The sequence below is a fragment of the Pseudomonas sp. MYb13 genome, from assembly GCF_002980075.1.
Lineage (GTDB): Bacteria > Pseudomonadota > Gammaproteobacteria > Pseudomonadales > Pseudomonadaceae > Aquipseudomonas > Aquipseudomonas lurida.
Map to the genome: position 1 here is coordinate 1 of NZ_PCQI01000017.1, position 14639 is coordinate 14639.

Genomic DNA, 14639 nt, shown 5'->3' on the forward strand with positions numbered 1-14639 from the left:
GGCGGTGGGGGTGGCGGCACAGGCGGTGGAGGTTCCACCACCGGCGGCGCTGGCTGGGCAAATTCGATGGTCATCGGCGGGATTTCAGGCGGCACGATCGGCAGCACCGGGGTGGGCTTCTGGCTCACCCAGTAGATCACCGCACCGTGCAGAGCCAGCACCAGCAGACCGAGCAGGATCCCTTCGCGACGGCTTGAAAAACGCTTTGGCGTCTTCTGCGTTCGCAGTTGCCCCAACGGCGCGCGGTGCGCCCGGCCAAGGTCGACCAACTCACCACTCGGTGCCTGGCGCCATTGCGCCTCGTGTGCACTGGCGGCGGTCTGGACATTGCCCATTGATTCACTCCCTACGGTTTTGAAACAAAAAACCGACAGGCCTGCCTGGAGGCCGTCGAGGGCTGAATCATCGGGGCCAGACGCTTATCTCTTAAAGTAATCTTTAAAGTTATACATAGATCTAAATTGCATAAATAAAACTCCCGAAACGCCCAGCCCGCGTCCTGCGCGGCCTGGCGACCAGGGGTGTTTTCTCAATGCTTTCCAGGCATACAAAATATTCAGCAAAGGCATGGCTCAGGCAGGGCTGTTTGCGCACAAATCGAGCAATTGGCGCTGTAACGTCTGCCCCGCCGCGCCCAGACCGCTGCGCCCATACAACGCCAACCGTACACCTTGGACCTTCGGCAAACCGCTGTCCGGGCCCAGCACCACATGCCCCGGCTGCACGACTCGGCGGGGCAGCAAACTGATGCCCAATCCCGCCGCCACCGCTGAACACACACTGGCCAGGCTCGCGCTGGAGTAACCGATGCGCCAGCGCCAGCCACCCACTTCCAGGTGCTGGAGCATTTCATTGCGGTACAGGCCACCCACCGGGAAGGCCACCAACGGCAAAGGGTCGCGCCCCAGGGACGGCGTGCTGCGACTGTCGACCCAGCACAACGGCTCCGGCCACGAGGCCACGCAGTCATCGCTGTCGCCCATCTGCTTGACCAGCAGTACATCGAACTCACCGCTGCGATACTGGCGCTGCAACTCCGGACCAAGGCCACTGGTGACCTCCAGGCGCACCCGCGGATAGGCCAGCACAAAAGACGAAAGCAGAGGCATCAAGCGTTCGGCGGCAAAGTCTTCCGGCACGCCGAGGCGCAACACGCCATCACTTTGCTGGTTGATCAATACATCGGCAGCCTCTTCATGCAGTGCGAGGATGCGCCGCGCATAAGCCAGCAACCGCTCGCCCTCGGCCGTGGCGACCACGCGACGCTGGTCACGGTCCAGTAACTGGCACGCCACCGCCTCCTCCAGACGGCGGATCTGCTGGCTGACGGTGGACTGGGTCAAGTGCAAGCGCTCGGCGGCGCGGGTGAAATTGCCGCAATCCACCACGGCAACAAAGCTGCGCAACAACACGGGATCGAACATGGCGCTCACCATTCCATTTGCCACTGGTTGGCATGGTTATATTTAATTTCAGAATACCTCGACGGCTGCCCATACTTCACCTTTCATCCTGCCCCGAGGGATCCCCATGACCGACGATCACCTGCACCTGCAACGCGCCATCCGACTCGCCCAGGCCAATGTCGCCCATGGTGGCCGGCCGTTTGGCGCAGTGTTGACGCGCAACGGCGAAGTGCTGGTGGAGGCCGTGAATGAAATCCACCTGACCCAGGACCCCACCGCCCACGCCGAGCTGCTGGCGATCCGTGCGGCGAGCAAGCTGCTCGGGGCGCGCCTGGACGGCTGTGTGATCTATGCCAGCGGCCAACCCTGCCCGATGTGCCTGAGCGCCATGTACCTGTGCGGCGTGGAGCGGGTAGTGTTTGCCGCCAGCAACGCCATGGCCGAGCCGTTTGGCCTGTCAACGGCGGCGATCGGTCAGCAAGTAGGGCTGCCATTGAGCGAACAACGCCTGAACATCCAGCATCTGCCCGACGCGGCCATGACCGCCCTGTATCGCGAGTGGAAAACCCTGCATGCCCCTGAATAAATCCCTCGCTGGCTGGGGCCTGCTGATGGTCCTGGGACTCAACCTGCGCCCGATCCTCAGTTCCATCAGCCCGTTGCTCGGCGAGATACGCCAGGCCACCGGCCTGAGCTTCCAGAGCAGTGCACTGCTCACCAGCTTGCCGGTGGTGTGCATGGGCCTGGTGGCGCTGGTGGGCGTGCGCGTTGAAGCGCAGTTGGGCGAGCGACGAGGCATCGCCCTGGGCCTGGTGATGATTCTGCTGGCGTGCCTGGCTCGCTGGCTGATGGGCCAAGGCTCCGTCTTGCTGGTCACGGCCTTGCTCGGCGGTGCCGGCGTAGCGCTGATCCAGGCATTGGTGCCGGCGATGATCAAGCGTGAGTTCCATCACCGCGTGCCAGTGGCAATGGGTGTGTATTCGGCGTCGTTGATGGCCGGTGGCGGCCTGGCGGCCCTGCTCAGCCCGGTGGCGGCCAGCCACTTCCAGCAATGGCAAGCCGGGCTCGGCGTGTGGTGGTTGCCAGCATTGGCGGCGTTGCTGCTGTGGGCCTGGTTGCCGCTGGGCGCCGCGAAAAACCCACGGGTAGCGCCTGCATTCCAGGGCCTGCGCAACCGCCGCGCCTGGCTGCTGGCGCTGTACTTCGGGCTGGTCAATTGCGGCTATATGAGCATGGTGGCGTGGTTGCCGGCGTACTACCAGCAATTGGGCTGGGGGGTATTGCCCAGTGGTTCATTGCTGGCCTTCATGACCATCTTCCAGGTGATCGCCGCGCTGTTGATGCCGGTGCTGGCGCAACGCGGGATCGACCGTCGGCCATTGCTGTGGATCAGCCTGCTGGCCCAGACCATCGGCTATCTCGGCCTGCTGCTCGCGCCGTTGCAGTTTCCCCACCTGTGGGTGGCGCTGTGCGGCTTCGGCCTGGGGGCGTGTTTTGCCCTGAGCCTGCTGCTGACCCTGGACCATCACCGCGACCCTCGCCAAGCCGGGCAACTGGCGGCCTTCGTGCAGGGCGTAGGCTTTTTGATCAATGCGATTTCGCCATGGCTGACCGGCTGGCTGCGTGAACTCACCGGCAGCTTTGTCAGCGCCTGGGTGGTACTCACGGTGACGGCGGTCGCGATGCTGGTGGTGACACGGGTGTTCAGCCCCGCCTCCTATCGCACGGCGCCTGCTCTATAGATATGCATTTAAGGTCTAGATAAAACAAACACGCTTCATTGACGGAATAAGCAGTCACCTTAAAATCCCGGTTCCCCAACAGGATGCCGGGCACACATGGACCTTCGCCAACTGCGCTACTTCATCGCGCTCAATGAGCACCGCAGTTTCGTACGTGCGGCGGACGCCATGGGAATCACGCAGCCTGCGTTCAGCCGCAGCATCCAGGGCCTGGAGCAGGAATTCGGTTGCGTGCTGGTCGACCGCGCCTCAAAAGACCTGCGCCCCACGCCCGAAGGCCAGGTGGTCCTGCAACACGCCTTGAGCCTGGTGCAAGGCGCGGCATTGCTGAGCCATGAAGTCACGCGCATGACCAAACTCGATGCCGGCGAAGTGCGTTTCGGCAGCGACGCCGTGGCTGCCGTGAACCTGGTGCCCCAGGCCATGGCGCGCTTTATCTCCACCTACCCCAAGGTACGCACCGCCTTGCAAGTGGATAACTGGGAAAAACTCGGGCGCAGCCTGAACCGTGAAGAGATCGAATTCTTTATCGCCGATGTGCGTCACTTCGAGGCTGACCCGAACTTTCAGACCCAGGCCCTGGCGCCACGGCGCAGCGTGTTTTTTTGCCGTACAGGGCATCCGCTGCTGGCCAAGGACAGCCTGTCCACCAACGACCTGTTCGGCTACCCACTCGCCACACCGCTGATCGCGCCGGGGATTCGCAAACTGCTGGCCAATCTCAGCGGGCGCATCGACTTTGCCCCCGCGATCGAGCTTGAGCAGTTTGCCGCGCTGGCCACTATCGTGCAGCGATCCGACGCCATTGGCCTGGGCGCCGAGGAAGCCTTCGTCGACGCATTCGCCCGTGGCGAACTGCAGGTGCTGCACTGGCGCAACCTGCCTCAGGCCCTGGACAGCCTGAACAACCGCTGCGCAGTGATCAGCCGCGCTGGGGTGCGCTTGTCGCCTGCGGCGAAGGCGCTGATCGAAACCCTGCAGGCGGTGGAAAACCAAGCCGATTGGCCCGCGCAAACGTGCCGAAATCATTGAAGCGCACGCCCATCTCGGCCATGACCTTGTGCGCCACCTTGGCGGTCATCTGGCGAATGTAGAACGGCTCCTTCACCACGAAATGGTGGATGCCATGGGTGCTGCCGAAGTTGAAGCAGAACGCTTGCAGCGGCCACATCCACCACGGGTTCAATACCTGGGTCTGCTGGATCACGTTGCCCAGTTCCACATCGCCGTAGTAGTGCATGTTGGAGCTGACAAAATGCAGGCAAAAGGTGCGCAGTACATTCGGGCCGATGATCACCACAACGGCGATATCGATCACCTGCATTATCTGCAGGGTGCCGGCTGACCATTCGACTGGCGCGCCCAGCAGGCTGGCGATGCCATTGGCGGCATGAAAGCCGAGGAACACATACCACGCCCCCCAGTGCAGCAGCGCCAGCGGCGCATACACCAGCAGCGAGCGCTTGAGGATGTTCAGTTTGTGCTTCCAGGTCCTGGCCCGCAGGATGCGGATAAACGCCGACATGACGTTATCACCGACCATCAGCAAGCGCGCAAACCCCCAGGGTTCACCGTTGGTGATGGCGCGTTCTTCCATGTCGGTTTCGGTGCCCGACACCTTGTGGTGGTTGAGGTGCAGGTGCCGGCGCACCCAAGGGTTGATGGTGCTCGGCCGCGCCAGCCACACCAGGCCCATCATCAGGTTGTGGGGCAGGCGCTGCTTGCGAAAGTACATGCTGTGGATCAAGTCATGTTCCAGCTCGTGGGTCAGCGAGGCAAAGAACGCGTTCAGCAACAGACACACCCACCACGCCATATGACCGCTGATGTAGAGCGCCGCCGAGCCGAGCATGCCGACCAGCGCAAACGCCAGGATGCCCGCGCCCAATGCGTCCTGGTGCAGCAACCAGGGGTGTTGCTGGCGCAAGCGCACGCCCTCGGCCAGCACCACTTCGCGGATATGCGCCGAACGCTGTTGTGCGTTCATCTGCTGGGGACTTGCAGAAGTACCGTCCATGCTTCCATCCTCTTGCTTATTGATGCTCACATCCTGCCCCAAGCGATGTCGCAGGATGCTAGCCCCACACGCCAACCTGTTGACCGCAAGCGCCAATTGCCATGACCGAACCTACGTCCCTCGCCAGTTGGACCCGCGCCCTGCGCAAGCAGCTCGACGCCCTGGGCCTCGACAGCGCCGCGTTGTGTGCGCAAGCCGGGCTCGACCCGCAGCAGATGGACGATCCCAATGCGCGCTACCCGCTTTCGGCCACGACACGCTTGTGGGAGCTGGCGGTGCAAGCCAGCGGTGACCCTTCGATTGGCTTGCGGGTGTCGCGGTTTGTCAGCCCCACCACCTTTCATGCGCTGGGCTATGCGTTGGTGGCCAGCGGCAGCCTGCGCGAGGTGTTCGAACGCATCGTGCGGTATCACCAGGTCGTCAGCGATGCCCTGACGCTGGAGCTGAGTCGCGAGGGCGAGCGCTACCGTTTTCGCTTGCTGCAGCCCCCGGGCAGTCCGGCGCCGGCATTGGAGGCCATCGACGCCTTTGCCGCGATCTACGTGCGCACCTGCCGTAACCGCCTGGGCCGCGAGTACGCGCCGCTGGCGGTGCACCTGCGCCGGCCGGAGCCGGCCGATCCCAAGCCCTGGCACGCGGTATTTCGGGCGCCGGTGTTTTTCGGCGCCGAGGAAGACTGGTTGGAGTTCGCCGCACGGGATTTCGACAGCCACCTGGACGATGCCAACCCCGAACTGGCCGAGCACAACGAGACCGTGCTCAAGCGCACCCTCGCCCAGCTGCAACCGCTGACCTGGGAGCGCAAGGTGCGCGCGGCCATCGAGGCGCAATTGCCGGATGGCGAGCCAAGTGCCGAGCGCATCGCCCAGGCCCTGCACCTGAGCCTGCGCAGCTTGCAGCGGCACCTGGCGGATGAAGGCTGTCGGTTTGATACGTTGCTCAATGAGTGCCGGGAAAACCTGGCGTTGCTGCACTTGCGCGACCCGCAGTGCTCATTGGCCGAGATCAGTCATTTGCTCGGCTTCGCCGATACCAGCAGCTTCAACCGCGCGTTCAAGCGCTGGACGGGGATCACGCCGGGGCAGTTTCGGGATGGGTTGCGATAGAAGGATTTGTGCTGGTTTCCAGGGCCTTATCGCGGGCAAGCCCGCTCCCACAGGGGAGCGCATTCCAAGTGTGGGAGCGGGCTTGCTCGCGAAGGCGCAGGTTCAAGCACTGGGCATGTCAGGTCGATCAACGCCCGCGATCGCGCCGCAACACCTTCTTGACCCGCGCCACCAACGCCTTGGCCTCAAACGGCTTGAGCAAGTAGTCATCCTCATGCAATTCCAAACCGCGCAGGCGGTCTTCAATCCCACCGGGCGTGGTCAGGAACAGCAGCGGCGTCTGCCCTTTCTGGCGGATGGCCTGCTGCAGTTTCCAGGCATTGAGCCCCGGCAGCATCACATCCAGGATCACCAGGTCGTACTCGGCGCTCTCGACAAGCCGCTGCGCCGCCATGCCATTGGCCGCGACTTCCACGCTGTAGCCGGCCTCGTTCAGGCCCTGGGCCATCCGCTGTGCTTCTTCGGATTCATGTTCCACTAACAGCACGCGCATAACACACCTCGATTGATAGGCCTGCAGGCTAACATCCTCAGGTGTGCGCCGCCTCCCGAAGCCGCTGGGGATCGAGGATTTCGATCTCGCCGTAGCCCAGGCGCACGATCCCCAGGGCTTGCAGATCCTTGAGCAAGGCGTTGGTGGTCTGGCGTGACAGGCTCAACATCGCCGCCAGGTCTTCCTGGGGCAGCTGCAGCACACGCTTTGAATGCTCGATATCGCCGTAACCTTCAACAATCATCAACAGACGATGAGCTAACCGAACCGAGGCCGGCATCAGGCTGAGGTGTTCGAGGCTGATAAAACTCAGGCGCAGCTTCTGGCTCATCAGCAGCGCCAGGTCGCGCCAGTACCGGGGCGTCTCCTCGAGGATGTTCAGCAGCGCCTGTTGGGGCACCTGCAACAGCGTGCACGGCCCGACAGCGCAGGCATCGTGAGTACGCGGCAAGCCATCGAACAGGCAGATCTCACCGAACCAAAAGGGCGACTCCACCAGGCTGAGAATCGCTTCCTTGCCCTGCTCGTTCACCGCACTGACCCGCAGGCTGCCGTCGAGTACCGCATACAAGCCACAGGGCGGGTCGCCGCGCTTGAACAAGTACTGGCCCGCCGTGAGCTGTCTCAATCGGGCGTGAGCCAGCAAGCTATGCTGAAAAGGCGCCGGCAGGTGGCTGAACCAGTGACCGGTGGCCAACCGGGAGCGCCATTGTTCTGCATCCATGTGAACTCCGAAGATTGTCGCCCAGTTGACAGTGCGCCAGAGGCTGACAGGGCATGATCAAACATCCTACAGGAGGAATAACAATGAAAAGCCTCGTCGACCATCTCAGTCAATACGCCGCCTACCACCGCGACCCGCGCAATATCGCCAGCCACTTTATCGGCATTCCGCTGATTGTGGTGGCGGTGGCCGTGTTGTTGTCACGCCCCGAATGGGCACTGGGCAGCCTGTGGATTTCGCCCGCCGTGATTGTCGCGCTGCTTGCGGCGTGGTTTTACCTGCGCCTGGAACGGGCGCTGGGTGCACTGATGAGTGTGCTGATGGGCCTGTCGGTGTGGGCCGGGCATGCGCTGGCCGCACAAAGCACGCTGGTGTGGCTCAGCAGCGGCATCGGTATGTTTGTGGTGGGCTGGGTGATCCAGTTTGTCGGGCACTACTACGAAGGCAGGAAGCCGGCGTTTGTGGACGACGTGTCAGGGCTGATCGTGGGGCCGTTGTTTGTGGTGGCGGAGCTGGCGTTTCTGCTGGGGTTGCGGCAGGGGCTCAAGCAGCAGATCGAGCAACGGTCGGGGCCGGTGGCGGTACGTGCGAAAAACGCCACGGTCTAACAGACACTGGAGATCAAATGTGGGAGCCGGGCTTGCCCGCGATGACGCTGGGCCAGCCAACATCATTGTCGACCGACAGTTCGCCATCGCGGGCAAGCCCGGCTCCCGCAGGGGTTTTGCGGTGTTGGTAGACTCAGGCTTTTTGCCAGACCTTGGGCTTGAAGAACAGGGTCTCGCCGCGCGCCAAGCCGGTCAGGCTGTCGTGGTCCTTTACCACTTCCGCTTCGATCAGCTCGCTTTGGCCTTCCACCTTCAACGTCACACGCGTCGTCGCGCCCAGCGGGCGAATATCACGCACTTCAGCCGCATGGTGATCTTCCAGTTCATGGCGCGACAGCGACACTTCATGAGGGCGGAACAGCACGTGCTTGTCTTCACCCAAGTGCAGGCGGTTCGAGTCGCCGAGGAAGTGATACACAAAGTCGCTGGCCGGGTTTTCGTAGACGTCGCCCGGTGAGCCGATCTGCTCGATCACGCCCTTGTTCATCACCACAATACGGTCGGCGACTTCCATGGCCTCTTCCTGGTCGTGGGTCACGAACACCGAGGTCAGGTTGATGTCTTCGTGCAGCCGTGCCAGCCAGCGGCGCAGTTCTTTACGCACCTTGGCGTCGAGTGCGCCGAAGGGCTCGTCCAGCAGCAGCACTTTGGGTTCCACCGCCAGGGCGCGGGCCAGGGCGATACGCTGGCGCTGGCCACCGGAAAGTTGCTCCGGGTAGCGATCGGACAGCCAATCCAGTTGCACCATGTTCAGCAGCTCATGCACCTTGACCGCGATCTGGCTTTCGCTCGGGCGCTGGTTTTTCGGTTTCATGCGCAGGCCGAACGCTACGTTGTCGAACACGGTCATGTGGCGGAACAGCGCGTAGTGCTGGAACACAAAGCCGACGTTGCGATCACGCACGTCGTGGCCGGACACGTCTTCACCGTGGAACACGATGCTGCCGTCATCCGGGGTTTCCAGGCCGGCGATGATGCGCAACAAGGTGGTCTTGCCGCAGCCGGACGGGCCGAGCAACGCCACCAGCTCGCCACTCTGGATGTCCAGATTGATGCTGTTCAGGGCTTTGAAGGCGTTGAAGTTCTTGCTGACATTACGGACTTCGATCGACATGACTTATTCCTCAGCCGCAGCGGCGCGCAGGCGATTGATACGGTTCTCGCTCCACTGCTTGAGCAGCAGGATGAAGAGCGCCAGGATCAGCAGCAGACTCGCCACCGCAAACGCGGCAACGTGGTTGTATTCGTTGTAGAGAATCTCGACATGCAGCGGCAGGGTGTTGGTCACGCCGCGAATGTGGCCGGACACCACCGACACCGCGCCGAACTCACCCATGGCCCGCGCGGTACACAGCACCACGCCGTAGATCAGGCCCCACTTGATATTCGGCACGGTCACATGCCAGAACATCTGCCAGCCATTGGCACCGAGCAGGCGTGCGGCCTCTTCTTCCTGAGTGCCCTGCTCCTGCATCAGCGGGATCAGTTCACGGGCCACGAAGGGCACGGTGACAAAGATGGTCGCCAACACGATGCCAGGCAAGGCGAACACGATCTGGATGTCGTGGTCCTGCAGCCACGGGCCAAAGAAGCCCTGGGCACCGAACATCAACACATAGACCAGGCCCGCGATCACCGGCGACACCGAGAACGGCAGGTCGATGAGTGTCACCAGGATGCTTTTGCCACGGAACGAGTATTTGCTCACGCACCACGCGGCGCTGACGCCGAACACCAAGTTGAGCGGCACCGAAATCACCACGGCGATCACCGTGAGTTTCAGCGCTGACAGCGCGTCCGGCTCGAGGATCGCGGTGAAGAACGCGCCGAGGCCGTTTTTCAGGCCCTGGGTGACCACGATAAACAGCGGCAACAGCAAGAACAGGGCAAACACCAGCCAGCCAAGGCCGATCAGAACGCGCCGGGATGCAGCACTGCCACGCCGGGCGGCGTTGGCCGAGGACGCGGCGGAAATAGACGATTGGGACATGTTCCGCGCCTCCTTATGGACGTTCGATGCGCCGCTGCAGCAAGTTGATCAGCAGCAGCAGGACAAAGGAAACCACCAGCATCAGCACGCCGATGGACGTGGCGCCGCGGTAGTCGTACTGGTCGAGCTTGACCATGATCAGCAGCGGCAGGATCTCGGTTTTCATCGGCATGTTACCGGCGATGAAGATCACCGAACCGTACTCACCGACACCACGGGCAAACGCCAGGGCGAAGCCGGTCAGCCAGGCAGGCAGCAACGCAGGCACAAGGATGTAGCGGAACACCTGCAACGGCTTGGCACCCAGGCAGGCGGCGGCCTCTTCGACTTCCCGAGGGATATCGGCCAATACCGGCTGCACCGTGCGCACCACGAACGGCAGGGTGACGAAGGTCAGCGCCAGGGTGATGCCCAAGGGGGTGTAGGCGATCTTGAAGCCCAGGTCGGCGGCGAACTGGCCAACCAGGCCGTTAGGCGTGTAGAGCGCCGTCAACGCGATACCGGCGACGGCGGTGGGCAGGGCGAATGGCAGGTCGATCATCGCATCGATGATCTTGCGGCCGGGGAACGTATAGCGCACCAGCACCCAGGCGAGCAGCGTGCCAATCACGCCGTTGATCAGCGCGGCGTACAGCGCGGTGCTGAAGCTCAGTTGCAACGCCGCCAGCACACGCGGTGCGGAGATGATGTTCCAGAACTGATCCCAGGTGAGTTGAGCGGCGTGTACAAACATCGCCGCGAGGGGGATGAGTACGATCAGGCTGAGGTACACCACGGTGTAGCCCAGCGTCAGCCCGAAGCCGGGTATGACGGGGGAGATACGACGCGACATAAGAGTCCTTGGTCAAGGGAAAACCACTGAAGGCACACACGTCCTGTGGGAGCGGGCTTGCCGGCGATGCAAGCGCCTCGGTATGTCAGTCACACCGCGGTGATGCTATCGCAGGCAAGCCAGCTCCCACAGGGTAAAGCGTGCGCCGCCAGATTGCGTTATTGCGCGGTGTAAATCTGGTCGAACACGCCGCCGTCGTTAAAGAATTTCGGTTGGGCAGTTTTCCAGCCGCCGAAGTCTTTGTCGATAGTCACCAGGTCCAGTTTCGGGAACTGCTGGGCGTATTTGGCAGCCACTTTTGCATCGCGTGGGCGGTAGAAGTTCTTGGCCGCAATTTCCTGGCCAGCCGGGCTGTACAGGTGTTTCAGGTATTCGGTGGCGATTTCGGTATTGCCCTTTTTCTCGGCGTTCTTGTCGACCACGGCCACGGGTGGCTCTGCGAGAATCGACAGGGAAGGCACGACGATATCGAACTTGTCGGCGCCGCCGTCTTCTTTCAGGGCCAGGAACGCCTCGTTTTCCCAGGCCAGCAATACGTCACCCTGGCCGTTGTTGACGAAGGTGATGGTCGAACCGCGCGCGCCGGTGTCCAGCACAGGCACGTGCTTGAACAGCTCTTTCACGTATTCCTGGGCCTTGGCTTCGCTGCCGCCTGCCTTGAGGCCGTAGGCCCAGGCGGCGAGGAAGTTCCAGCGGGCACCGCCGGAGGTTTTCGGGTTGGGGGTGATCACAGAGACGTCTTTCTTGACCAGGTCGCCCCAATCCTTGATGCCTTTAGGGTTGCCCTTGCGCACCAGGAACACGATGGTCGAGGTGTACGGGGTGCTGGCGTCCGGCAGGCGGGTCTGCCAGTTTTCGGGCAGGGTCTTGCCCAGCTTGGCGATCTCGTCGATGTCGCCCGCCAGGGCCAGGGTGACCACGTCGGCGCGCAGGCCGTCGATCACGGCACGGCCTTGTTTGCCCGAACCACCGTGGGATTGCTGGATCTTGACGTTGTCACCTGGGTGGGACTGTTTCCAGAAGTTGGTGAACTCCGCGTTGTAGTCCTGGTACAGCTCACGGGTAGGGTCGTACGAGACGTTGAGCAACTCGTAGTCCTTGGCAACCGCGGAACCTGCAAACACGGCGCTGGCCAGGGCGGCCAGGGCATAACGGCGAATCGACGACATAGAAGCTCCTGAAATTCTGGGGTGTTGGCTTTTTCTTATAGTTGCGGGTCTAGCATGCGAATCGCCGTTCTTGCCTAGCTCGGTTTGTTACCCGGGTTCTGCAGACGGAATTTTTCCTTGCGTTCAATCTGTACCACTTGCGCGTTATGCACGGTGATTTCCACTGCGCCAAACCGCAGATCGCGCAGGGCGCTCTGGATCTCACGCAAAATGGTTGCTTCGTCCTGGCCGTCGACGCTACGTAGAGATGCGCTCATGGTCTCGCTCCTGAAATGAATAGTGCGTGCCTTGCAGTGGCGGCACTGCTTGCGGCGTGAGGGCGATAGTAGATAAGCGCGGATATTCTTAAAAATACTATTTAAGAATGTTTATATAACCAGAAAGAATTTTCTGGTACGGCGTGGGGTTGCGGACGTTTTTCGTGTTTGCGTGGTGAAATAAAGCCTTGAGCAGCTCCCGATGTGGGAGCGGGCGGGCTCGCGAAAGCGCCCGTTCGGTCATCGCGTCGCCTACCGGAACACCGCATTGGCGAGCACGCCCGCTCCCCCGTTGTTGCCCGCATTTCACCCTCGAATGGCGGGTGCTCGCGACCAATCGATCTCGCCCGCCGGCACTGGCCGGCCAAACCAATACCCCTGCCCCATGTCGCACTGCTGGTCGAGCAGGAACCGCGCCTGCTCCACCTGCTCGATCCCTTCGGCATGCACCTGCATGCCCATGCTTTTGGCCAGGGCGATCACCACGCGCACGATGGCGGCGTCGTCTTCATCCCAGGGCAACCCGGCAACAAAGCCTTGGTCGATCTTGAGCTTCTGCACCGGCAGGCGCTTGAGGCGCAACAGCGACGAATAACCGGTGCCAAAATCATCGATGGCCAGCCGCAGGCCCAGTTCGCGCAGGCGGTGCAGTTGCTCCAGCGCCACTTCCGGGTCATCCATCACTGCGCTTTCGGTGACTTCCAATTCCAGGAAGGCCGGGTCCAGACCGGTCTGGTGCAAGACCTGGGCAACCTGTTCGTACAGTTCGCGCCGGGCAAACAGGCGGCTGGACACGTTGATCGCGATAAAACCCAACGGTGCGCCCTGCCCCAGCCAGTCGCACATCTGCCGGCAAGCCTGGTCCATCACCCAGGCGTCGATGTCGGCAATCAGCCCGGTGCGCTCGGCAATCGGGATAAATTCACCAGGCGGCACCAGGCCTCGCTCCGGGTGCTGCCAGCGCACCAGCGCTTCGACGCCGATCAGGCGGCTGCCGTTGAGGTCGTGCACCGGCTGGTAGTAGACGCACAGCTCTTGCTGCTCAAGGGCGCGGCGCAGCTCGCTGGCGATTTCCACACGGTTCTGTGCATGGGCAGTCAGTTCTTCGGTGTACAAGGCGTAGCTTTCGCGGCCAGCGCTCTTGGCCTTGAACAGCGCGGAATCGGCGTTGCGCAGCAATTGTTCGGCGCTGAGCGCGTCGTTGGGGAAGAGGCTGATACCGATACTGGCACTGATAAACAGCTGATGGCCGTCAAAGATGAATGGTTGTTTCATCGCATCCAGCATGCGTTGCGCCAAGCCGGCCGCTTGCGCCACCTGTGGACAACTTTCCGCCAGCACGGCGAATTCATCGCCACCCAGGCGCGCCAGGGTCACGCCGGGGCCAAACAGCGCCTGGAGCCGCTCGCCGACCAGTTTGAGCAACTGGTCGCCGACGTTATGGCCCAGGCTGTCGTTGATGATCTTGAAGTGGTCCAGGTCCAGCAACAGCAGGGCGCAACCGCGCTTATGGATCTGCGCCGAGGCCAGCGCCTGCTCGGCGCGGTCGGTGAACAGCAGGCGGTTGGGCAAGTCGGTCAACGGGTCGTGATGCGCGAGGTGCGCCAGTTCGTGCTCGGAGTCCTTGATGGCGCTGATATCGGAAAACACCGCGACGTAATGGCTGACATTGCCGTGGTCATCGTGAATCACACGAATGGTTTGCCACTGTGGATAAATCTCGCCGCTTTTGCGGCGGTTCCAGATTTCACCACTCCATTCACCCGTGCGCTCCAGGCTCTGGAACATCTGCTGGTAGAAATTCGACGAATGGCGACCGGACTTGAACAGGCTGGGCTGCTGGCCCATGACGTCTTCGCGCCGATAGCCGGTGATCTCCATGAATGCGCGATTGACGTGGACGATCAGTCCCCGGGCATCAGTGACCAGCACGCCTTCGCGGGTGCAATCGAACACGGCGGCGGCCTGGCGCAGGCGTTCGCGGTTTTCCTCCAGGGGCTGCTGCAGCTGGTGGGCGCGCGCAAACCGTGCACATAGCAGGTAAATCGCCAGAGCACTGAGAGCCACCCACACGTAGCCGCGCACCTGCAGCCAGTGGTTCAGGTCACTCGGGTTATCGAGAAACTCGATCAATAACCGCTGAGTCAGGCCTATCCACAGAACGGAAACCAGCAGGTATACCAGCCCCACACGCAGGGCACCTCGGTATGAAAACAGCATATGGTCAGTAATCCTTACCCAAAAACAGAATCGCCCTACAAAGGCTGCGGATTATAGAATAAGAAACATCCAGTC

15 protein-coding genes and 1 pseudogene are annotated in these 14639 nt (G+C 62.0%); 5 read left to right on the top strand and 11 right to left on the bottom strand.

The features are described 5' to 3' along the window. Both CQ002_RS23460 and CQ002_RS23465 read right to left on the bottom strand, forming a co-directional pair. Window positions 1-335, bottom strand: a pseudogene (locus CQ002_RS23460) (energy transducer TonB); the annotation flags it as partial. 237 nt (window positions 336-572) lie between these two features. Continuing rightward, window positions 573-1424: a LysR family transcriptional regulator gene (locus CQ002_RS23465; protein WP_034101883.1), complete on the bottom strand. Its 852-nt coding sequence runs from the start codon at window positions 1422-1424 to the stop codon at window positions 573-575. A 106-nt stretch (window positions 1425-1530) separates the two neighbouring features. Between CQ002_RS23465 and CQ002_RS23470 the strand changes: the two genes are divergently transcribed. The 3 genes from CQ002_RS23470 to CQ002_RS23480 all read left to right on the top strand — a co-directional run bounded on the left by CQ002_RS23470 (window position 1531) and on the right by CQ002_RS23480 (window position 4180). After that, complete coding sequence (locus tag CQ002_RS23470; RefSeq protein WP_034101881.1) at window positions 1531-1992, top strand: nucleoside deaminase; 462 nt, start codon at window positions 1531-1533, stop codon at window positions 1990-1992. Next, window positions 1979-3148 carry a CynX/NimT family MFS transporter gene (locus CQ002_RS23475; protein ID WP_034101879.1) on the top strand — a complete coding sequence of 390 codons (1170 nt, stop codon included), beginning with the start codon at window positions 1979-1981 and terminating at the stop codon, window positions 3146-3148. The genes CQ002_RS23470 and CQ002_RS23475 overlap by 14 nt, the downstream gene beginning before the upstream one ends. Window positions 3149-3244: 96 nt before the next feature. Next, window positions 3245-4180 (top strand): LysR family transcriptional regulator, encoded by a 936-nt coding sequence (locus CQ002_RS23480; protein ID WP_080758214.1) that lies wholly within the window; start codon window positions 3245-3247, stop codon window positions 4178-4180. Here CQ002_RS23480 and CQ002_RS23485 read toward each other — a convergent pair. After that, window positions 4071-5165: a fatty acid desaturase gene (locus tag CQ002_RS23485; protein WP_034101876.1), complete on the bottom strand. Its 1095-nt coding sequence runs from the start codon at window positions 5163-5165 to the stop codon at window positions 4071-4073. The genes CQ002_RS23480 and CQ002_RS23485 overlap by 110 nt on opposite strands. Before the next feature lie 101 nt (window positions 5166-5266). Here CQ002_RS23485 and CQ002_RS23490 point away from each other — a divergent pair, with 101 nt between their 5' ends. Continuing rightward, on the top strand, window positions 5267-6271 hold the full coding sequence (locus CQ002_RS23490) for an AraC family transcriptional regulator (RefSeq protein WP_034101874.1): 1005 nt from the start codon (window positions 5267-5269) through the stop codon (window positions 6269-6271). Window positions 6272-6398: 127 nt separating this feature from the next. On the opposite strand, the gene CQ002_RS23495 is transcribed toward CQ002_RS23490, so the two are convergent. After that, entirely contained in the window at window positions 6399-6764 is a 366-nt protein-coding gene (locus CQ002_RS23495; RefSeq protein WP_069021030.1) for a response regulator, read from the bottom strand. A 37-nt stretch (window positions 6765-6801) separates the two neighbouring features. Further along, window positions 6802-7488, bottom strand: a complete 687-nt coding sequence (locus tag CQ002_RS23500) for a Crp/Fnr family transcriptional regulator (protein WP_105161465.1) — start codon at window positions 7486-7488, stop codon at window positions 6802-6804. An 83-nt stretch (window positions 7489-7571) separates the two neighbouring features. On the opposite strand from CQ002_RS23500, the gene CQ002_RS23505 reads away from it, so the two are divergent. Then, a complete protein-coding gene (locus CQ002_RS23505) occupies window positions 7572-8096 on the top strand; it encodes a DUF962 domain-containing protein (RefSeq protein WP_034101870.1) in 525 nt (174 codons plus the stop codon). A 133-nt stretch (window positions 8097-8229) separates the two neighbouring features. Here CQ002_RS23505 and CQ002_RS23510 read toward each other — a convergent pair whose 3' ends face one another. The 6 genes from CQ002_RS23510 to dibA form a co-directional block, all read right to left on the bottom strand. Continuing rightward, the gene (locus CQ002_RS23510; protein ID WP_034101869.1) at window positions 8230-9210 is read right to left on the bottom strand and encodes a sulfate/molybdate ABC transporter ATP-binding protein; all 981 of its coding nucleotides are present in this window, start codon (window positions 9208-9210) and stop codon (window positions 8230-8232) included. 3 nt (window positions 9211-9213) lie between these two features. Continuing rightward, window positions 9214-10086, bottom strand: coding sequence for a sulfate ABC transporter permease subunit CysW (gene cysW, locus CQ002_RS23515; RefSeq protein ID WP_034101868.1), 873 nt, complete (start codon window positions 10084-10086; stop codon window positions 9214-9216). A gap of 13 nt (window positions 10087-10099) precedes the next feature. Further along, window positions 10100-10918, bottom strand: coding sequence for a sulfate ABC transporter permease subunit CysT (gene cysT / locus CQ002_RS23520; RefSeq protein WP_012721625.1), 819 nt, complete (start codon window positions 10916-10918; stop codon window positions 10100-10102). A 158-nt stretch (window positions 10919-11076) separates the two neighbouring features. Continuing rightward, window positions 11077-12087, bottom strand: coding sequence for a sulfate ABC transporter substrate-binding protein (locus tag CQ002_RS23525; RefSeq protein WP_034101867.1), 1011 nt, complete (start codon window positions 12085-12087; stop codon window positions 11077-11079). Window positions 12088-12161: 74 nt separating this feature from the next. After that, window positions 12162-12344: a sulfur starvation response protein OscA gene (gene oscA / locus CQ002_RS23530; protein ID WP_007941032.1), complete on the bottom strand. Its 183-nt coding sequence runs from the start codon at window positions 12342-12344 to the stop codon at window positions 12162-12164. A gap of 306 nt (window positions 12345-12650) precedes the next feature. Next, window positions 12651-14564: a phosphodiesterase DibA gene (gene dibA, locus CQ002_RS23535; protein WP_105161464.1), complete on the bottom strand. Its 1914-nt coding sequence runs from the start codon at window positions 14562-14564 to the stop codon at window positions 12651-12653. Between the last annotated feature and the right edge of the window lie 75 nt (window positions 14565-14639).